This window comes from Dyella sp. ASV21, assembly GCF_016428975.1.
Classification (GTDB): domain Bacteria; phylum Pseudomonadota; class Gammaproteobacteria; order Xanthomonadales; family Rhodanobacteraceae; genus Dyella.
In genome coordinates, this window is record NZ_JAELTT010000037.1 from 12,612 (window position 1) to 32,454 (window position 19,843).

20 protein-coding genes are annotated in these 19,843 nt (G+C 63.6%); 5 read left to right on the forward strand and 15 right to left on the reverse strand.

Features of this window, described 5'->3' with window-relative positions; genetic code table 11:
* Window positions 1-47: 47 nt before the first annotated feature.
* Both nrdR and glyA read right to left on the reverse strand, forming a co-directional pair.
* Window positions 48-569, reverse strand: coding sequence for a transcriptional regulator NrdR (nrdR, locus tag JHD67_RS13275; protein ID WP_199099715.1), 522 nt, complete (start codon window positions 567-569; stop codon window positions 48-50).
* 86 nt (window positions 570-655) lie between these two features.
* Window positions 656-1,909, reverse strand: a complete 1,254-nt coding sequence (gene glyA / locus JHD67_RS13280; RefSeq protein WP_199099716.1) for a serine hydroxymethyltransferase — start codon at window positions 1,907-1,909, stop codon at window positions 656-658.
* Between the two features lie 142 nt (window positions 1,910-2,051).
* On the opposite strand from glyA, the gene JHD67_RS13285 reads away from it, so the two are divergent.
* The 3 genes from JHD67_RS13285 (at window position 2,052) to JHD67_RS13295 (ending at window position 4,839) form a co-directional block, all read left to right on the forward strand.
* Window positions 2,052-3,149 carry a dienelactone hydrolase family protein gene (locus JHD67_RS13285; protein ID WP_199099718.1) on the forward strand — a complete coding sequence of 366 codons (1,098 nt, stop codon included), beginning with the start codon at window positions 2,052-2,054 and terminating at the stop codon, window positions 3,147-3,149.
* Between the two features lies 1 nt (window position 3,150).
* Window positions 3,151-3,750, forward strand: a complete 600-nt coding sequence (locus tag JHD67_RS13290; protein WP_199099720.1) for a TetR/AcrR family transcriptional regulator — start codon at window positions 3,151-3,153, stop codon at window positions 3,748-3,750.
* Between the two features lie 93 nt (window positions 3,751-3,843).
* The gene (locus JHD67_RS13295; RefSeq protein WP_199099722.1) at window positions 3,844-4,839 is read left to right on the forward strand and encodes an aldo/keto reductase; all 996 of its coding nucleotides are present in this window, start codon (window positions 3,844-3,846) and stop codon (window positions 4,837-4,839) included.
* On the opposite strand, the gene JHD67_RS13300 is transcribed toward JHD67_RS13295, so the two are convergent.
* On the reverse strand, window positions 4,836-5,702 hold the full coding sequence (locus tag JHD67_RS13300) for a DUF817 domain-containing protein (RefSeq protein WP_199099723.1): 867 nt from the start codon (window positions 5,700-5,702) through the stop codon (window positions 4,836-4,838). The genes JHD67_RS13295 and JHD67_RS13300 overlap by 4 nt on opposite strands.
* A gap of 209 nt (window positions 5,703-5,911) precedes the next feature.
* Here JHD67_RS13300 and ettA point away from each other — a divergent pair, with 209 nt between their 5' ends.
* Window positions 5,912-7,573, forward strand: coding sequence for an energy-dependent translational throttle protein EttA (ettA, locus tag JHD67_RS13305; RefSeq protein WP_199099724.1), 1,662 nt, complete (start codon window positions 5,912-5,914; stop codon window positions 7,571-7,573).
* A gap of 229 nt (window positions 7,574-7,802) precedes the next feature.
* Window positions 7,803-8,615, forward strand: a complete 813-nt coding sequence (gene pyrF, locus JHD67_RS13310) for an orotidine-5'-phosphate decarboxylase (protein ID WP_199099726.1) — start codon at window positions 7,803-7,805, stop codon at window positions 8,613-8,615.
* 19 nt (window positions 8,616-8,634) lie between these two features.
* Here the strand turns inward: pyrF and JHD67_RS13315 are convergent, their stop codons facing one another.
* The 12 genes from JHD67_RS13315 to mprF form a co-directional block, all read right to left on the reverse strand.
* A complete protein-coding gene (locus tag JHD67_RS13315; protein ID WP_199099728.1) occupies window positions 8,635-9,396 on the reverse strand; it encodes a Crp/Fnr family transcriptional regulator in 762 nt (253 codons plus the stop codon).
* A gap of 267 nt (window positions 9,397-9,663) precedes the next feature.
* Window positions 9,664-9,978 carry a RebB family R body protein gene (locus tag JHD67_RS13320; protein ID WP_199099729.1) on the reverse strand — a complete coding sequence of 105 codons (315 nt, stop codon included), beginning with the start codon at window positions 9,976-9,978 and terminating at the stop codon, window positions 9,664-9,666.
* A gap of 79 nt (window positions 9,979-10,057) precedes the next feature.
* Entirely contained in the window at window positions 10,058-10,384 is a 327-nt protein-coding gene (locus tag JHD67_RS13325; RefSeq protein ID WP_199099730.1) for a RebB family R body protein, read from the reverse strand.
* A gap of 72 nt (window positions 10,385-10,456) precedes the next feature.
* The gene (locus JHD67_RS13330) at window positions 10,457-10,951 is read right to left on the reverse strand and encodes a hypothetical protein (RefSeq protein WP_199099731.1); all 495 of its coding nucleotides are present in this window, start codon (window positions 10,949-10,951) and stop codon (window positions 10,457-10,459) included.
* Window positions 10,952-10,978: 27 nt separating this feature from the next.
* Window positions 10,979-11,206, reverse strand: coding sequence for a hypothetical protein (locus JHD67_RS13335; protein WP_199099732.1), 228 nt, complete (start codon window positions 11,204-11,206; stop codon window positions 10,979-10,981).
* Window positions 11,207-11,229: 23 nt separating this feature from the next.
* Window positions 11,230-13,365 (reverse strand): hypothetical protein, encoded by a 2,136-nt coding sequence (locus tag JHD67_RS13340; protein ID WP_199099733.1) that lies wholly within the window; start codon window positions 13,363-13,365, stop codon window positions 11,230-11,232.
* 40 nt (window positions 13,366-13,405) lie between these two features.
* Window positions 13,406-14,077 (reverse strand): hypothetical protein, encoded by a 672-nt coding sequence (locus tag JHD67_RS13345; RefSeq protein WP_233171882.1) that lies wholly within the window; start codon window positions 14,075-14,077, stop codon window positions 13,406-13,408.
* A 50-nt stretch (window positions 14,078-14,127) separates the two neighbouring features.
* Window positions 14,128-14,361, reverse strand: a complete 234-nt coding sequence (locus tag JHD67_RS13350; RefSeq protein ID WP_199099734.1) for a RebB family R body protein — start codon at window positions 14,359-14,361, stop codon at window positions 14,128-14,130.
* The gene (locus JHD67_RS13355; RefSeq protein ID WP_255557256.1) at window positions 14,354-15,022 is read right to left on the reverse strand and encodes a sigma-70 family RNA polymerase sigma factor; all 669 of its coding nucleotides are present in this window, start codon (window positions 15,020-15,022) and stop codon (window positions 14,354-14,356) included. Before JHD67_RS13355 ends, JHD67_RS13350 begins: the two co-directional genes overlap by 8 nt.
* Window positions 15,023-15,207: 185 nt before the next feature.
* Complete coding sequence (locus tag JHD67_RS13360; RefSeq protein WP_199099737.1) at window positions 15,208-16,362, reverse strand: acyltransferase; 1,155 nt, start codon at window positions 16,360-16,362, stop codon at window positions 15,208-15,210.
* 37 nt (window positions 16,363-16,399) lie between these two features.
* Window positions 16,400-17,173, reverse strand: coding sequence for an AcvB/VirJ family lysyl-phosphatidylglycerol hydrolase (locus tag JHD67_RS13365; protein WP_343214361.1), 774 nt, complete (start codon window positions 17,171-17,173; stop codon window positions 16,400-16,402).
* Window positions 17,174-17,181: 8 nt separating this feature from the next.
* The gene (mprF, locus tag JHD67_RS13370; protein ID WP_199099741.1) at window positions 17,182-19,746 is read right to left on the reverse strand and encodes a bifunctional lysylphosphatidylglycerol flippase/synthetase MprF; all 2,565 of its coding nucleotides are present in this window, start codon (window positions 19,744-19,746) and stop codon (window positions 17,182-17,184) included.
* Between the last annotated feature and the right edge of the window lie 97 nt (window positions 19,747-19,843).

Below are 19,843 nucleotides of genomic sequence, written 5' to 3' on the forward strand. Positions count from 1 at the left end.
GTGTAGGCGATGCAGCGAGGTGGACGCTCTCCCCTGCGGGAGAACGTTCACTGGGACTTTTTACGGCGGGCGACGCTTTCGCCCAGCAGCGAGAGCTGCAGCGCTTCAAGCTCGGGCAGGTCGCGCTCAAGCTTTTCGATTTCCTCGCGGAATGCCTGCACGTCCTCGAACTTGCGGTAGACCGAGGCGAAACGTACGTAGGCCACCTGGTCGAGCTTCTTCAGCTCGCGCATCACCAGTTCGCCGAGCTGGCGCGAGGGCACTTCGCGCTCGCCGCAACGACGCAGATCGTTGACGATCTCGCGCACGGCCGCATCCACCGCCAGGGTGGACACGGGCCGCTTCTGCAAGGCGCGCTCAAAGCTCACGCGCAGCTTGTGCTCGTCGAACGACTCTCGGCGCTCACCGCTTTTGACGATGGTCGGCAGCTTGAGCTCGGCTGTTTCAAAGGTATTGAAGCGCTCGCCGCACTTGGGGCATTCGCGACGACGGCGCACGGTGGCGCCGTCTTCGGCGAGCCGCGAGTCGATCACGCGGGTGTCTTCGTGCTGACAGAACGGGCAATGCATAGTGTCTAGGCGTGTTTCACGAGAAAGGAGGACATCGAGGACAACGACTTACTCACCTCACACTCCCCTTCGCCCGTTGACGACGCTCAGCCGTACACCGGGAACTTGCGGCACTGCGCCGTGACGTTCTCACGCACCTTGGCGATCACCGCTTCGTCAGCCGGCGCGTCCAGCACGTCGCACATCCAATGGGTCAGCTCCACCACGTCCGCTTCCTGATAGCCGCGGGTGGTGATGGCCGGCGTACCCACGCGCAAACCCGAAGTGACGAAGGGCGAGCGGGGGTCATTCGGCACGGCGTTCTTGTTCACCGTGATGTGCGCCTTGCCCAGCGCCGCCTCCGCATCTTTGCCGGTTACGTCGCGACCGATCATATCGATCAGCATGAGATGGTTTTCGGTGCCGCCGGAGACGATCTTGTAGCCACGCTCGATAAAGGTCTTGGCCATGGCCTTGGCGTTCTTGACCACCTGCTCCTGGTAGCTCTTGAAAGCCGGCTCCAGCGCCTCCTTGAAAGCCACGGCCTTGGCGGCGATCACGTGCATCAGCGGGCCGCCCTGGATGCCCGGGAACACGATCGACTGCAGCTTCTTCTCGATCTCTTCGCCGGCATCCTTGGCCACGATGATGCCGCCACGCGGACCGCGCAGCGTCTTGTGGGTGGTGGAGGTAACCACGTGCGCGTGCGGCAGCGGGTTCGGGTACACGCCCGCGGCGATCAGGCCAGCCACGTGCGCCATGTCCACGAACAGGTAGGCGCCGACCTTGTCGGCAATCGCGCGGAAGCGCGCCCAGTCCATCACCTGCGAGTAGGCGCTGAAGCCCGCCACGATCATCTTGGGCTTGTGCTCCAGGGCCAGGCGCTCGACTTCGTCATAGTCGACCAGGCCCTGCTCGTTCACACCGTACTGGATGGCGTTGAACAGCTTGCCCGACACATTGACCTTGGCGCCGTGGGTGAGGTGGCCGCCGTGGGCCAGGCTCATGCCCAGGATGGTGTCACCGGGGTTCAGCAGGGCCAGGTACACCGCCTGGTTGGCCTGCGAGCCGGAATGCGGCTGCACGTTGGCGTAGGTGGCGCCGAACAGCTGCTTGAGGCGCTCGATGGCGAGCTTCTCGGCAATGTCCACGAATTCGCAGCCACCGTAGTAGCGCTTGCCCGGGTAACCCTCGGCGTACTTGTTGGTGAGCACGCTGCCCTGCGCTTCCATCACGCGCGGGCTGGCGTAGTTCTCCGAAGCAATCAGCTCGACGTGGTCTTCCTGGCGACGGGCTTCGTCGGCCATGGCCTGGGCCAGTTCATTGTCGTAACCGGCGATCGTGTCGTGCTTCGGGAACATCCTGACCTCGTGGGGTGGTATGCAGGGTTAGAACGGGAAATTGTAGCTGTCATATGTTATGGGGGCCACCGTCGGGTACTTGCATCCTCATTTCGTACACCGTACCGTACGTTGCACGCAACCAAGACCCGAGGCCCTTCCCATGTCGACAGCGTCTTCGCCCACCACCCTGCGCCGCCCCCGCCTGCTTGCCGGGTTGGGCGCCGCGCTATGGTTACTGCTGGCTTCCATGGCCTTCGGCGCGCCGACGGTATCCGGCGTCGGCATTGCACCAATCCGCATCACTGACCCGGTCAGCGGTGGCCAGACTGACGGCTTTGTGTTCTACCCATCATCCGAGCCCACCCCAGGCGTCACCACGCTGGGGCCCTACGAGGTGGCGGCGAAGCTCAACGCCCCGCCGGCACCCGGGCCCAAACCGTTGGTGGTGATCTCCCACGGCAATGGCGGCTCGCGCCTGGGCCACCACGACCTGGCCTCCTTCCTGGCCAGCCATGGCTTCGTGGTCGCCACGCTCAATCACCCCAAGGACGACTTTGAGGACACCAGCGGGGTCGGCCATATCGAGGTACTGGCCGGTCGCCCGGTCCAGGTGAAGGCGACCATTTCCATGCTGCTGGCCGACCCGCACTGGAAAACCTTGATCGATCCCGCGCGCATCGGCGTTGCTGGCTTCTCCGCAGGCGGCTACACCAGCCTGATGGTGGCGGGCGCGAAGCCCCAGTTCACCCGCTTCGTGGATTTCTGCGAGCACTACCCGAAGGACGACAACGTCTGCGGCAAGTTGGCCGACTTCCAGGTCGAGGCCAAGCAAGCGGGCCTGTCTCTGCGCCAGTTGATGCAACAGCGACAAGACCAGCTCTACCGCTACGGCGATACCGCCGACCCGCGCGTGAAGGCCGCCTTCGCCATGGCGCCGCTCAGCCTGATCTTCGATGCACACAGCTTCGACTCGGTAACGGTGCCGATCTACCTGTACTACGGCGCGAACGACCATGTGCTGCGTCCTGAGGCCAATGCCCGCCATATCCAGCCGCTGATCCACACCTTGGCTGGCGTAAAAGAAGTGCCCAACGCCGATCACTGGGTATTCCTCGCACCCTGCTCGCCGGCGCTGGCAAAGCAAATCCCCGAACTATGCACCGACCCGGCTGGCGTCGATCGCCGCCAGGTGCACGCGCAAATCAATGCCGACGCGCTGGCGTTCTTCCGTCGCACCCTGCACGTGTCCGGCGACTGAGATGCCCAGAGCCCTGACCGAGCAGGAAACCGAGGCCTTCCGCGAACGCCTGTGCGAGGCAGCTGCGCACCTGTACGTTGAGGAAGGCCCCGGCGCCGTCACCATGCGCCGCATCGCCACGGACATCGGTGTTGGCACCATGACGCCGTATCGTTACTTCGAGAATAAGGAAGCCATCGTCACCGCCGTGCGCACACGCGGCCTGCACCGGCTATGCGAGGCGATGGAGCACGCATTGGCGTCACCCGGGGATGGCCGCACCCGCAGCCGCGCCGTACGCGACGCCTATATCGCCTTCGCACGCGACAACACGGCGACCTACCGCCTGATGTTCGAATATCCCGAAACCAATCGCGATGACCCGGCCTATCGCGACGCTCACCAGCGCATGTGGCGCAACATTGCGGCACACGTCGAAGTGATGATCGCCGAAGGCACCGTTGCCGGTGACCCGGCCATCATCGGCCACCAGATCTGGGCGGCCCTGCATGGCGCGGTGATGCTGGAAATCGCCGGCATGCTACCGGAAGGCTTCGATGCCGCAGCGCTGCATACACGCACCGTGAGCGCCGTGTTCGACATGGCAAAAGCAAAACCCTGAGGTTATCCGCCAACCGCTGCGCGTACGCGGCGGCACATGGCGCGCAGGCCGCGCAGGTGCATTATGGGTTGTTACCTACGACGGAGCGCCCCCATGCACCACCGCACGCTCGGCCAACATGGCCCCCAGGTTTCCGCCCTTGGCCTAGGCTGCATGGGCATGTCCGGCATGTATGGTGCCGCCGATCGCGGCGAGAGCATCGCCACCATCCATGCCGCGCTCGATGCCGGCATCACCCTGCTGGATACCGGTGATTTCTACGGCATGGGCCACAACGAAATGTTGATCGGCGATGCCCTGGTGGGTCGACCGCGCGACAGCTATCAGCTCAGCGTGAAGTTCGGCGCGCAGCGTGGCCCCGGCGGCGACTGGCTCGGCTACGACGCGCGCCCCGCCGCGGTAAAGACCGCGCTCGCCTACACCTTGCAGCGCCTGCGCACCGACTACATCGACATCTACCGCCCGGCGCGCCTTGACCCCAACGTACCGATCGAGGACACCGTCGGTGCCATCGCGGACCTGATCCAAGCCGGTTATGTGCGCCACCTGGGCTTGTCGGAAGTGGGCCCGGAGACCATCCGCCGCGCTCACGCGGTGCATCCGGTGGTGGATCTGCAGATCGAGTACGCGTTGATCACGCGCGGCATCGAGGAGCGCATCCTGCCGACCTGCCGCGCGCTCGGCATCGGCATCACCGCCTATGGCGTGCTCTCGCGGGGCCTGATCAGCGGCCACTGGGCCCCGGACCGCCCGACCGAGGCACGCGATTTCCGCACGCACAGCCCACGCTTCCAGGGCGACAACCTCAGCCACAACCTCATGCTGGTGAGCACCCTGCAGCAACTGGCCGGGCAAAAGGGCTGCAGCGTGGCGCAACTGGCCATCGCCTGGGTGCTGGCGCGCGGCGAAGACATCGTGCCGCTGGTGGGCGCGCGAACGCGCGAGCGGTTGCACGAAGCGCTGGGCGCCTTGAGTGTCACGCTGTCGGCCGATGAGATGGCGACGCTCGAACAGGCCTTCCCTCCGGGCGTGGCCGCCGGCGAACGCTACAACAGCCACGGCATGGCTTCACTGGACAGCGAGCGCTAGTCGCGCGCTCGCTTGTTCGCCACCGCGGACACCAGCACGTAGCTGATCACCATCAGCAGCAGCCACGCACCCAGCTTGTCCACCGGCACTACGGCCCAGCCGTGGCGCTGGCTCGGGTAGCGCCACGCGGCGGCGAAGGTGCCCAGGTTCTCCGCCAACCAGATAAACAACGCCACCAGCACAAAGCCCAGCAGCAAGGGCATGCGGCGATAGGTATCGCGCACACGGAACAGAATCCAGGTGCGACCGAACAAGGCCGCCAACGCAACAAACAGCAGCCAGCGCAGATCCGGCAGAAAGTGGTGCGTGAAGAAGTTCACGTAGATCGCCATCGCCAGCCACGCCGTGGCCGCGAATGGTGGATGCCGCACGAAGCGAAAGTCGAACAACCGCCATGCCCGTGCGATATAGCTGCCCACCGCCGCATACATGAAGCCGCTGAATAACGGCACGCCGCCGATGCGCAACACGGAAGACTCGGGATATACCCACGAGCCCATCGCCGTTTTGAACACCTCCATGGCGGTGCCGACCACATGGAAGCACAGGATCACCCGGGCTTCCTCACGCGTTTCCAGCCCGCTCGCCAACAAGGCCAGTTGGATCGCCAGCGCGGCCAAGGTCAGAAAGTCGTACCGCGCCAGCCACGCACCCGCCGGATAGGCCGCCCAGGTAACTAGCAGCAAGGCCAGCAAACACCCTCCGAACAAACAGGCGGACGCCTGCTTGATGGCGAAGCAAGCCAGTTCATGCGCCGCCACCACCCCCGAACCTCGCGGCGCCGCCCAGGCCGCCACCCGGCGATCCAGGCGCTCCAAGCGGTCGAACAACGGACGGACGGCGCTGGCAGGCAAGGGGTTCATGGGGTCTCAATCGCTGAAAAGACCAGCGTGGACGACCGGCCGGCCCGATTCCGGCCCAGCCATGGCGCCCCGGTGGCACCGCGCTCGCCAAACGGGGGCAACGGTCACCGGGGGTGACCCATAAACCGCTATAATGAGTGGTTTACACCCACTCTGAACGCACCCGCCTGCCCTCGACGGCTGGCGCCGTGCACGCCGCCGGAGGCTCCATGCAGTACATCTACACCATGAACGGGGTCAGCAAGACCGTCCCCCCGAAGCGCCAGATCATTAAAGACATCTCGCTCAGCTTCTTCCCCGGTGCCAAGATCGGCCTGCTGGGCCTGAACGGCGCGGGCAAGTCGACGGTGCTGAAGATCATGGCCGGCGTGGATAAGGACTTCCAGGGTGAAGCCCGTCCGCAGCCCGGTATCAAAGTTGGCTACCTCGCGCAGGAACCGCAGCTCGATGCGGAGAAGACCGTCCGCGAAGCGGTCGAGGAAGGCGTGTCGGTCATCCTCGACGCGCAGAAGCGCCTTGAAGAGGTCTATGCCGCCTACGGCGAAGAGGGCGCCGACTTCGACAAGCTGGCCAAGGAACAGCAGGAGCTGGAAAACATCCTGGCCGTGAATGACGCCCACGCCCTTGAGCGTCAGCTCGAAGTGGCCGCCGACGCGCTGCGCCTCCCGCCGTGGGATGCCAAGATCGGTCCGTTGTCCGGTGGTGAAAAGCGCCGCGTGGCACTGTGCCGCCTGCTGCTGTCCAAGCCCGACATGCTGCTGCTCGACGAGCCCACCAACCACTTGGACGCCGAATCCGTCGACTGGCTGGAGCAGTTCCTGCAGGACTACCCGGGCACCGTGGTGGCCGTGACGCATGATCGCTACTTCCTTGAGCACGCTGCCGAGTGGATTCTCGAACTCGACCGCGGCCGCGGTATTCCGTGGAAGGGCAACTACACCGAATGGCTGGAACAGAAGAGCGAGCGCCTGGCCCGCGAAGAAGCCGCTGAAAAGGGTCGCCAGAAGGCCCTCGCGCGCGAGCTGGAGTGGGTCCGCTCGGCGGCCAAGGGTCGCCAGTCCAAGGGTAAGGCGCGTATCAATCGCTTCGAGGAACTGAACTCGGTCGAGTACCAGAAGCGCAACGAAACCAACGAACTCTATATTCCGCCGGGCGAGCGCCTGGGCCAGGAAGTCATCGAATTCAAGAATGTGTCGAAGTCGTTCGGCGATCGCCTGTTGATCGACGACCTGTCGATGAAGATCCCGCCGGGCGCCATCGTCGGCGTCATCGGCCCGAACGGTGCGGGTAAATCCACCCTGTTCAAGCTGATTACCGGCCAGGAATCGCCGGACAAGGGTGAAGTGAAGCTGGGCCACACCGTGCAGTTGGCCTACGTGGATCAGTCGCGCGACAGCCTCGACCCCAACAAGAACGTGTGGCAGGAAATCTCCGACGGCGCCGACATCATCACCATCGGCCGTTATGAGCTGCAGTCGCGCGCATACATTGGCCGCTTCAACTTCAAGGGTACCGACCAGCAAAAGCTGGTGGGCAGCCTCTCCGGTGGTGAGCGCGGCCGCCTGCATCTGGCCAAGACCCTGATGCAGGGTGGCAACGTGCTGCTGCTCGACGAGCCGTCCAACGATCTGGACGTCGAAACCCTGCGCGCACTGGAAGACGCCATGCTGGAATTCCCGGGCTGCGCCATGGTGATTTCGCATGACCGTTGGTTCCTCGATCGCATCGCCACGCACATCATCGCTTTCGAAGGCGACTCGCACGTGGAGTTCTTCCCCGGCAACTACAACGAATACGAGGCGGACAAGAAACGTCGTCTCGGCGACGAAGCGGCCCGCCCGCATCGCGTGAAGTACAAGAAGCTGGCGTAAAACGCCTGGGCTCGCGCCCTCTTCCCCCGGGAAGAGGGCCGGGCATGCCACCGTTACGGTGGCGAGGGGGCACGACTGGCCCCGCTACATAAAGAACAACGGCACCATTCAGCGACATCGCAACATGGGCCCCATGTCACCGTAGCGGTGACCATGCCACCGTGAAGGTGGCCATGCCCTAGCCTCTCCAGAGAGGCAAGGGAAAAGGGGCGGCGACGAGGAGATTCCGATGCACTTCATGCAATCCCTGCAACGCGCATGGACTGACCACCACTCCCTGGTCTGCGTCGGCCTCGATCCCGAACCGGCCAAGTTTCCCGCGCATCTTAAGGGGCGCCCGGATGCCGTGTTTGAATTCTGCCGCGACATCGTCGATGCCACCGCCGACGTGGTATGCACGTATAAGCCCCAGATCGCGCATTTCGCGGCGCTACGCGCCGAAGACGCGCTCGAGCGACTGATCGCACACATCCACGCCACGCATCCCGGCGTGCCGGTGATTCTGGACGCCAAGCGCGGCGATATCGGCAGCACCGCCCAGCATTACGTCACCGAAGCGTTCGACCGTTATCAGGCGGACGCGGTCACGCTCAATCCCTATATGGGCCGGGACTCCGCGCAGCCATTCCTGGAACGTTCCGACAAGGGCGTGATCCTGTTGTGCCGTACCTCCAACCCCGGCGGCGCGGATTTCCAGGCACTCGATTGCGGCGGCCTGCCGCTCTACCTGCGCGTGGCCGAAACCATCGCGCGCGACTGGAACGCCAACGGCAACTGCGCCTTGGTTACCGGCGCCACCTGGCCGGAAGAACTGGGCAAGGTACGCGCCATCGTTGGCGACATGCCGCTGCTGGTGCCAGGTATCGGTGCGCAAGGCGGCGATGTCCAGGCCGTGCTTACGCATGGCCGCAACGCCAACGGCACCGGACTGATGATCAGCTCCTCCCGCGCCATCCTTTACGCCGGTCATGGCGAGGACTTTGCGCAAGCGGCACGCGCCGCCGCGATCGAACTGCGCGACACCATCAACCGCTTCCGCTGAGCGCGAAGGTACGGGCCGGCTAAAGCGGCCCCACAGGCGCATAGGCCTTGCGCCGCAGCTGTTCGAAATCGCATACGTAAAGCACATTGCGCTCCCGGCTGATCAACCCGGCGCGCTGCCATTCCTGCAGCAGTGCATTCAACTTGGGCCGGCTCGCGTTGAGCATGGATGCCAATATGCCTTGCGTCGGTGGCAGCAGGATCTGCGCCTCGCCGCGTTCACGACCGCTGCGCTCCACCGCTTCCAGCAGATAACGCGCCAGGCGCGATTCCAGGCTGTACAAGCACATGGTTTCAAGTGCCTTGGCTGTACGACTCACGCGGCCGGCCAGCAGGATCAATACGCGATTGAGGAACTGTGGCTCGCTCAGCAGCCCCGCCAGATGCACCCTTCGCAGCAGCAGCACCGTGGCCATGCCGGCCGCTACCGCCGTGAAGTGATGACAGCTCGCCCCCAGGAGCGCCGCCTCGCCAATGCCCTGCCCTGCGCCTGCCATGTCGACGATGAGTTCGCGCCCATCCGGGCCATAGAGAATCGCATACACCACGCCCTCCACCACCAACGCGGCAAAATCGGCGGGATCATTCTTACGGAACACCCGTTCGCCGCTGTCGAGATGACGCACGTTGGAACGCTCGGCCAGATCGTCCAGCACCGGGTCGGGCATTCCCGCGAACAGCTCCGAGCCCGCAAGCCATGCGCGCCGGCTGTCTGCATCCACGACTGTCGAACGGCCGCCGCGCACAGCCGTGCGCGACGCATGCCGCGTTGCCAGTTCCATGCTGTGGGCCCCCTGAAGGCAAACGCGCTTCATCGCCCTGATGCAGGCCGCGCTGCCTCGAATATCGAACGCTTGTGCCCGACTTGTCTGCGAGAGTCCCTTTCCCACCCGCCAAACCGGGAGTCTTGTTCCCCTAACCTGCCTGCCCCCGGATAACGGGAACGTGATCGCTCATGCGCCCATGCCGGCCTTTCACGTATCGATTGCGAGCAGGCCGCCTGGCGGTCCGGACAGGGCTTGCCCGTCCGGCACCGCCCTGCGGTCGACTCAGCTGCTGCGGAACGCGTTGAGCACGCTCAGCAGACTGGTCAGGTTGTCGGCTACGCCGCCCTGCGCCACCTTTTCGCTGGCAGCACCCGTGGCGGTGGTATCCAGGCTGTAGATCTGCATCACGCCCTGGTTGGCTGCGGCCTGCGATAGCGAGTTCTGCTGCTGCTGAGCCGCCACGGCGTTTTCGAACAGGATGCCCGTCGAGTGCGCCATGGTCTGGTAGATCGAACCCATCGCCATGGCCGGCGCTTCCGCGACGACTTTCACGTTGGCCTGAGTAACGGCGTCGGTAATCTGGCTATTCACGGTCATGATTCAACTCCATCCAATAAAGCGGCAATGCCGCGGAAAGGTCCAGTGATGGCGGCCGCACGCAACGTGCGTCAGGACATCACTGGTTGCTGAAAGCGTTCATCACGCTCAACAAGCTGGTGAGGTTGTCGGCCACACCGCCCTGGGCCACCTTCTCGGTCGCCGCCGCCGTAGCGGTGGTATCGAGACTGTAGATCTGCATCACGCCCTGGTTGGTCGCGGCCTGCGACATGGTGTTCTGCTGCTGCGCCGACGACACCGCGTTCTCATAGAGCACGCCGGTGGAGTGAGCCATGGTCTGGAAGATCGAACCCATGGCGATGGCCGGGCCTTCACCGAGAACCTTGACGTTGGATTGCGTCACGGCGTCGGTGATCTGCGAGTTGACCGAAAGGGGAATAGGCATGTCCTGGATCCTCTGGTTGAGTACGGCGTTCCCGTACATGAAAGTGAAACGTTCGCGGCGTGCCCGCGTGAATCAACTCTTGTGGCGCTTGCCCGCGGCTTGTACCGAATGCGCTGCGGCATGCCGTGTGTGCGTCGATGGCGCGGGGGCGCCCTCTGCGCCGGCGTCGCCGGTCGAAGCGGGCTCACCCTGATGGCGATGACGATGCTGCAATGCCTTCAGTGCGGACACCGCTTCAATCACCTGCTCCACCGCCTGTTGTTCGATATCGCGCTGCTCGGCCAACTGCAGCAAGGCGGCGCGCGCGGCCTCCGTGCCATGACGAATCGCTTCCTGCGCGCGCGCTCCGCCTCGCTCCACAATTTCCGCCGCGCGCACCAGGTTCATGCCGCCTTCCCCTGACCCGGGCGGCACAGGCCCCGGCGGCATCGGCGGCACGGGCTGCGGTTGCGGCATGAAGGGCGGATACCTATAGACCACCCGAGGCCGCTCCGCCTGCATCAGTGCGAGCAGCAGCTTGATGAGCTCGCGCAGGCCATCGAGCTTGTCCTGGTCAATGCCGGTCATGGGCCAATCTCCAAAGACGATGCACGTTCAGCGATGCCGCGCGGCAAGCAGGCGCGCCACGGCGAGCAGCAGGCGAAGGTCACGATGGCGTTTGCGTGGCGACGAGGGCTCAGCCTCACGCGCGCCATGCCTTGGCCGGCCATCTCCGCGCGACGCGGGCGATGCCCCTGAGGCCGGCGCCGAAGCGACGGCCTTGGTAGTGCCGGCGGTGTAATACAGCTGCTCGACCAGCTCATCGTTCGAATGCGTGGACATGCGCCGCTCTCCCGGTCCTGAACTCAGGATCCCTGTGCCTTTCCGCGTCGAATGGTCAGCACCGAGCCGGGGGACTTGAAGCCCTCCAGCGACTCGATGCTGCGCTTCATCGGTGTGGTCACGCCCGCCGTTTGGGCAACCGTGGACTGCCAATACACCGCGGCGATCAGCAGCAAGAGCTTCTGTAACTGATCCATCGTGTCTTCAAGAAGATGCTCTTTGCCAGTCGGCAACAGGTTGTAGGTCAGAAGGATCACCATGCGCAGGAACTCGTCCTGGATGTCGCTGTGTTCCACCCCCTGCCCATCGGCCCCAAGCAGGTAAGATCGCCAGTTGCAGAACAGCGCGAACACACGCGTCAACGCTTGGTAGCGCGTGGCCTGCTGCACTGAGTCACCCACGATGTTCGTCACCAGATTGGCAAAAAAGGTGTAGTAGAGATCCAGGTGAATCTTGACCTTGAGGGAGTCGCCGAGCACGACCTTCAATTGCTTGCGGATATCCTTTTGGACGTCCGTGTCGGCCAACACGCTCTGCATGTCTCCCTGCTTCTGGCTGGTGGCCACGAAGAGACCAATCTGATCTTCGGTCAACGAGTCGCTGGACATGTACGCCACTGCGGTGGACGCTGCCGCCAGCACATCGGTGTCGATATAACCTTCCAGGTGTCGAAAGCCCTTGTTGATCCGATAGGACTCGCCCGTCGCGAAGAGACCACCTGCGCCGGTGATAGCGTTGCTGCCCAGATTGGTATCGAACGCCACCGCCGGAAATTTCGCCGCCGTGTAGTTGCGGTAGTAATAGGCATGCCCGAGACGGAACGCATAGGGCGATTCGTCACCGGTGAGCACCGCGTAATAGGTCTTGTTTCCAGCCGCGACGGCCGGTGAATCCAGCGTTTCGGCAAGAGCCATGACACTGCGCTTGCCGTTGTATGCCGCCAGCGCGCGACTATGCTCGCTATTGATATCGAAACGCCGCAGCCGGCATCCGCGATAGGTGAGCGAGTTGTTGCTGAAAAGCTCATCGAAGAGATGACCCAGCATGCTACCCGCGCGGGCGGCGCTCGTTCCCCGTCGCTCGCTCGCGGTGCGTGCGCATTGCGCGATATACGACGACAAGGCGCCATAGAAGCCCGACTCCGGCGACCGTTCGCCATAGGCCATGTAGTAGCCGATCAGGGAACGATGATCTTCGGAGGCGCTCGCTCCTTCACCGTTGTGGATATGCACGATGAGGCTATTGGACTTCTTTTTGGCCAGGAGGTCCGAGAAGTCCTGCCGGTTCTCCTGCAGGAACTTGAACAGCGTGCCGTAGTCGGCCACGCGATTCTCTACGCCAAGCACGTCCAGCCCAATGGTCCACGACAAACTGTCATGGGTGAGCAGACTCTTGATCTTCGCCAGATCGTCGCTGAAGGCCTTCTCACTCACGTAGGCCGCCGGTGTATGCACCAGCGCGCGGTACTGCACCACCGGACGCGCGTTGAATACACCCATGCGTGCATCGAGCGTCGGGATATCGTCCCTTCCTGCCGGAATCTGTATGTGCCGAATGCCCTGCTGGTAGAGAAACTCCAGTGTTGCGTCGATCCAGGCGACATAGTCCTCCTCGCCATCCTTGGGCACCGCATGTATGCGATCGACCATGCTTGAGCGTGTCTTGTAGGCATCGTCGAACGGCGTGTACTTGTTGCTGGAATAGATCTTGTCGTTGAAGTACCGCATCAATCCCAGCGTCCATTGCCAGGCCTCGCCGCCCTTGGCCCGCGCATCCTTGATCAACTGCTGACAAACCGCATAGAGGCGGGCGTCGGTGACCGGTAGTTCATCGACACCCTCGCCAGGGCGAAAATGCTGGGTAATCAGCACGCCGGCGATGTAGATGTTCTCGGCCGCGCACTCGGCCCGCTCATAGGCCGCCACATCCTTCTTTGCCGCCAGCAGCGCAAAAGGGTTGGACTGCTGCATGAACTGCAGCGCCTGATCGAACAGGCGGAATTCGCCGTCTTCCACGTCTGCGGGCTTCTTGCGATGTAGCCATCCCACCAGGGAAAGCCCATCGTGCCCCCGCACCGGCAGGATGCCGCCAAGGTGACTGTGGTAATCGAACGGATACTGGTACAGGCGGACAGGTGCGGAGAGCTTGAAGAAGGCCATGTCATGTCCTCGCTATATCGGAGTCCCGGGGGCCGTGAGTTCAACTGCCCGACGGCGTCTTGCTTGCGTTGAGTACGCTGCTGTACTTGGCGATGCTCTGGTCGATGCGGTCGATGGCGAAGCTTGCCGACTCCGCCTCCATCGCCCCGGCCGCGGCGGCGACGGCCGCCGCCGCGCCCATCAGCAGATCCGTGGCGACAATGCCCAAAGCGTCCTCGCCCGCCTGCTTGAGGTTCTGCTCGGCCAGTGCCTGGGTCATCTGCTTGAGCAGCACGCTCTGGCTCGCCAGTACCAACTTGCTCACGCCGTCGAAGTAATTGGCCGCCGCCTGTGCCACCAAGCCCGAGGCCTGACTGATCATCATGTCGGGCCCGATGGCGATCTGCGATGGCGCGTAGCTCGCCGTCTCGGCGTTACTCAACTGCACCGCCTGCACAATCGCCGGCTTGAGTGCATCGGTAGCAGGCGGCGACGGATTCTGCTCCAGCATCCGCTCCGTCATCAGCTGGCGCACGTTCGACGGTGGCGAAACCGGTGGCGCAGGTGCGGGTGTCGGAGCCGGCGCTGGCGCTGGCGCGGGGCCTGGAGCAGGTGCAGGTGCAGGCACCGGCGCGGGTGCGGGCGCCGCCCCGCTGGCGTTTCCTCCCTCGTCATCCTCGGACGCCGCACGCGGCGTCCGGTTGCCCGTCATCCATTTAGACCAGAAGGCCATGTCGATCCCCTTCTCCTACGCCAAAGCCGATCCGCAACTCGTCATCACGCCTACGGCTTGTCGGCGATCGACATGATCATGGCGACCGCTCGCGACACCACGGCGTTGGAGATCTGATTGAGCGCCTGCTGGCTGTGCACCGCGTTCTGCAGCGATAGCCCGGCCGAATGACTGGCGACCTGGTAAAGCGCCGCGATGGCTTGGGCCGGCGCTTCAGCCACCACTTTCACATTGGTCTGCGTAATGGCATCGGTGATCTGTGCGTTGACTTGGGGGTCAGCCATGGTCGTTTCCTTTGGTTGACGACGTTTGCCGATCGCGGCGCGCGGCACTGTTCTTTTCATAACGAAGCGCGTGCCGTTCTGTGAAAAGCGATACGCAAGGTTTGCCAAGCGGCAGTCCGCCGTTGTCCATCTCGGCACGTAGGCGATCGCGTATCAGTTGAACGCGCTTGCGCAGCAGTGGCTGGTTGATGCCAAGGCGCTCGGCGATCTGCGGATACGGAAGGTCCTCGATAAAACGGAAGGCAAACAGCCGCCGCTGGGCCGGCGTCATCCTGCGCAACACTGCTTCAACACAGGCAATCTGCTGCTGCACCTCAAGCCGATGCATGGCCGATGGTGCACTGCTGTGTTCCGGTGTGGCCGTCAACGCATCGACATCGACCGTATCGTCGAATACCTGGCCTTCACGCACGCTGCGGCGAAGGCCATCGACAAAGACATGGCGCAGGACGACAAAGAGAAACCCCTTGGGCTGCTCCATGAACTGTGGTCGATGACGAGTGAACTGAAAGGCCTTGAGCGCGGTCGCCGCCAATAACTCGTCGGCCCGATCCGGATGGCCACCGGAGAGGCGCCGCGCGCGGCGGGAGAGCATGGGCAAGTGCGCGCGCCACGCCTGCTCGAATCGTTCATCGATGTCGCTGGCAACCCTGCAATCCATCGCCTCGCGCTCCTCTCAGTGGGAAGGCGCGAGTCTCCTCGGGCTGAGCGAAGCCCGCTGTTCCCTGCGTGACAGGACTACAGATTTTTCAATGGCGTAGTCGTAGAGCGTGCTGCCGTGCGATAGCACGGATACTCAGCGCCCGCAAATTGGTGCGACAACGCATAGCTGCACGGAACGCTTCTTCACGTTATCGCGACAGTGGTCTGTGCTCTCGGAGCGAGCCAGCGTCCGCGCAACCAACGCTCGCTGGGTAGGGAAAGCCAACGTTCAACGACAGAGCCCAGCAACCAGCACAACGGCATCGCTGGCAGATACCACAGCCACGCGTGACGAAGTTCACCGCTGAAGGCATGGAAGCAACCCACTACGCTGAACACCACGAACATGTGAGTCAGGTAGATCTCGTAGCTCAGCGCACCCCAGCGATGCAGCCAGCCCAGCCCCTTCCACGGACGTGCGGAAGGTTGCTGCGCGCAAGCGATCAATACGCAGACGGCCGAGAAGGTCAGCAGCAGCATCACGCCGTCCTGCAATAGCGGCCACAGCCAGCGCATGCCGATGAACACCGTGAAGAGACCGATGGCGCCACCCCAGCGCAACAAGCGCACGGCCCAAAGAGGCGCACGCCAGTGAGCGGATGCCAAGGCACCCAACACGCCCATGGCAATGGCCGCCATGCCGGGGAGATAGGCCTTTTCCTTCCAGATGTCGTTATCCACGATGGCCGCCAGCGTCCACGGCAGGCTCACGGCCAGGCCGAGCAAGGCAAAGGCCAGCACGCTCGGTCGTCGCAGCAACAGGCAGGCCAACGGAAAGCCGAGGTAAAACACTTCCTCGATCGAAAGCGACCACAACACGTCCCAGTTACCTGGCAGGTAACCCGTCACACCTTCATACCAGTTCAGATGGAAGCCCAGCGCGGCCACGATGGCGCGCGGCAACGACTGCCCTTCGCGGGAAATCACGAAGTTGGGAATACCGAGCCAATGAAACGCGCTGAGTACGCCCACCAGTACCAGCAGGCAGGGTGCGATGCGCGAAAAGCGACGCGCATAGAACGCGCGCAAGTCGATCTGCGCGAGTGTGCCGCTGCGTCGCAGCGTGTTGCTGGTAATGAGAAAACCAGAGATGACGAAGAACACGAATACGGCCTCATAGCCGTTCCAGTTCAGCGCGCCAAGCAGGCGCGTGGGCAACACGTCAGCCAGTTCGGTCTTTTTCAAGGGCAGGCGCAGGCCCAGGTGATGCAACACCACCAGCAGGATGGATAAGCCGCGCAGCAGGTCGATGCCCGCGTTACGACCTGTGGCGAGTGCTGTGTGCTCGTGCTGTTGCATGGGACCCTTCCCTGGAGCGAATGCGGTTGACGGCCGCTCAGTGAGCGGCCGGCAGATCGTGGATCATCTGCTGGGCAAGGCCTTCGTAGTTGTAGTCGAAGTGATGGTCACCGGTCTTCTCGTAGACCTTGACCCACTTGGGCAGCCCCGGATCGGCGCAGATGGTGTCGTCCCGGTCCTTGATGCCGTAGTAGCACACCACGGGTGGCTGATTGTTCAGCGCCACCAAGGGAGGCATCGCATCGTAATGCTTCACCGGATTGACCCACTGGAAGAAATTCTGCGTAAAGGTCTTGAACCAGCCTTCGCGCGCAGAAATATAGCCTTCCATTTCGATCTCGAAGTTCACGTCCTTGCTGGGTGAGAGCATCACGATCTGGGCAATGCGAGCGCGCCCTTCCGGGCTGAGCTTGCCAACGATGGAGGGCAGTACATCCGCGCCAAAGGAGAAGCCGATCAGCCAGATGCGCTTCTTGTCGCCCTGCGCCACCGTGCGCGCAATGAGCGCATCCAGGTCCGCAGCGGAATCCTCGGCGGAACGATCACGCCAGTAGTACTGCAGCAGGCTCACGCCCACCACGGGGATGCCATGCGAGGCGATGATCTTGCCGAGGGATTGATCCAGGTCGCGCCAGCCACCATCGCCGGAATAGAAGACAGCCACCACGTCTTCGCGCCCCGGCAATACCGTGGCGCCAGGCTGGGCCGGCACCATCACGATGGATTCGTCCATGCTGGCGTGATGCCAGGGACGCCAGATCATCATGCCGATGGCCGCCGCGACGAGCAGCACCAGAACAATCCACTTCACGATTCGTTTCAACGGCGCACCATGCCCGAAAGTCCACCCGAAATAAGGCTCGCCACGTTGGCGAATACCAGCGGCAAAGCGATGCCGTTGGGAACCGCCAGATAGCGCGGCTCCCACACGGGATCGAACTTGTCCTTGTACTTATGCAGCCCGCGGAAGTTATAGAAGCGCTCGCCGCGACCAAACAGGATGGCGCCGAGGCGACTCCAAAGCGGCGCGCTGCGCCGGTTCTGCAAGCCGGAGAACGGTGCCATGCCCAGGTTGAACCAACGGTAACCTTCCTGCTTGGCCCACTGCATCAGTTCCACGAACAGGAAATCCATGATGCCCGAGGTGCCATCCGGCAAGTGGCGCATCAGGTCCAGCGAGGCTTCTTCCTTGCTGTCGGTGAGGAACAGGTTGGCGAATGCCACCAGCTCTTCGCCCTGCCATACCAGCGCCATCGGCGTGCGCTCCAGATAACGCGGATCGAAGGTGCCTAGCGAGAAACCCTTCTCGCGCACACCCTTCTCGCGCATCCACGCATCGGAAATCTGCTTGAGGCGCGGCAGCAGCGGCGTCACCGCTTCGGCCGGCACGATCTCCAGGCGGAAGCCCTCGCGGGTGAGTTTGTTGATGGTGTTGCGCAGAACCTTCTTGGACTTGCCATCCAGATTGAACTCGGCCAGCGGCACGCGTGCTTCTTCGCCGATCTTGATCAGGTTCATGCCGACTTCCAGGTACAGGTCCAGGTCTTCCGGACGCACCTGATAGAACAGCGGCCAACCGCCTGCGCGTTCGCACAGGTCGCGAAAACTCCACACCAGTTCGCGGCGCGCTTCATCGTCCTGGCCCACGGGATCGCCCATGGCGACCCAGCTGCGGCCTTCCACGTCGTACATGATGAAGGCCTTGCTGTCGTTGCCGAACAGCAGGGTCTTGTCACCGGTCAGCGCCAAGTGCGCCTGTGCCGAGGAGTACTGCTTGATCAGCGGCAACGCCCGTTGCAGATCGCCCTCGCCGGGCAGTTGCAAGTCCGGTCGCGCCGGGCGGATCAAGTTGGCCAGCGCAAACAACAAGCCCGCTGCCGCTGCGCCCACCAGGGCGCGCAAGGCACGCGGCGCACCGCCGTGATAGAAGCTGAATTCCCACCACAGATTGCTGCTGTATTCCACGTGCTTGTAGCTGAAGCCGACCAGCCAGCCGGCGCATACCAGCACCGCCACGATGGCGATGATCCAGCCCCACGAGAAGCTCGCACTGAACAGCGATGCACGCCGATAGAAGAGCTGATGTGCCGGCGCCAGCGCCAGCGCCAGCAGCGCGAGCAAGGTCGCTTCCTCGTAGTCGATGCCCTTGAGCAGCGAGAGCACCGCACCGAGCACCAACAGGATCAGGGTGAGCACATAGGCCGCGTCAAGACGACGCTGCAGGCCACGGGCGAGGATGAGCAGCATCATGCCGACCACGCTGGAGAGGAAGTGGGACACTTCCAGCACCGCCAGCGGCAGCACGTCGCGCAAGATGGCCATGCGCGACGGCAGCGCGGACGTAGCGCCCGAAAACAACAGCACCGCGCCGGAAACCAGGGTCAAGCCGGCGAAGAACGGCGGCAACAACCCGGTGAACCAGGGTGCGAGCAACGCCTTGCGACGAATGCCGCGCGCCTCGCGCACCAGCACCACCACGGTAGCCGCGCACAGCGGCAGGAAGTAATAGATCAGGCGATAAGCCGCCAGCGCGCCGAGGATGGGGGCTTCCAGGCCCTGGTTTCCTTCCGCGCCAAAGCCGGCCAGCATCACCGCCTCGAACACGCCCAGGCCGCCGGGCACGTGGCTGATCAAGCCGGCGATCTGGGCCAGCACGAAGATGGCCAGGAAGTGCCCAAAGCCCGTATCGACCTGGTTGGGCATCAGCAGATAGAGCACGTAGGCAGCCAGCCCCCAGTCCACCGCACCCACCAGAATCTGGCGCGCCGCGATCAGCGTGGAGGGGAGGCTCAGGCGCCAGCGCCACACTCGAAGCGGACGACGCAGCAGGCGATTGCCCACTAGCCACAGCAGCGGGATCAAGGTGAGCACGCTGGCCACCGGCAGGCGCCAGGCGGATAGCGGCAGGCTCGGCGGCACCGGCACCAGCAACAAGGTAACGCCGGTGAGCGCACACAGCCCCAGCCAGAAGCTGAGCGTGCAGTACACCACCACCTTGGCCACTTCCGCCGTGCTCAAGCCCGCCTGGATGTAGAAGCGGTAGCGAATAGAGCCGGATATCAGCAACGCCATGCCCAGCGCATTGCTGAAGGCGTAGCTGATGAAGGAAATCAGGCTGACCTGCGGGCCTGGCAGTCGCTTGCCGATATAGGCCAGGCCGAACCAGTCGTAGAGGATCATCACGCCGTAGCTGCCCGCGGTAAGCAGTACGGCCAAGGCTACGCGGTAGTTCTCCAGGCCATGGACGTAGCGGGCCACCTCACGGTAGCTCACCTCGCTGGCCAGGCGATGGAGTGCCCACAGCGCCAGGCACAGCATGGCGACCGACAGCACAGGCCCAGCGAGTCGCCGCAGCCGGGCCATCAGGCCTGGCCGAGCCAGCATCTCTCCGGTTGGCGGGACCTCCGCCCCTGTCTGCTCCACCACGCGATTACCGCCTCCACATCACCCAACGCGCAGACCTTTGCTGCGACCTTCTAGG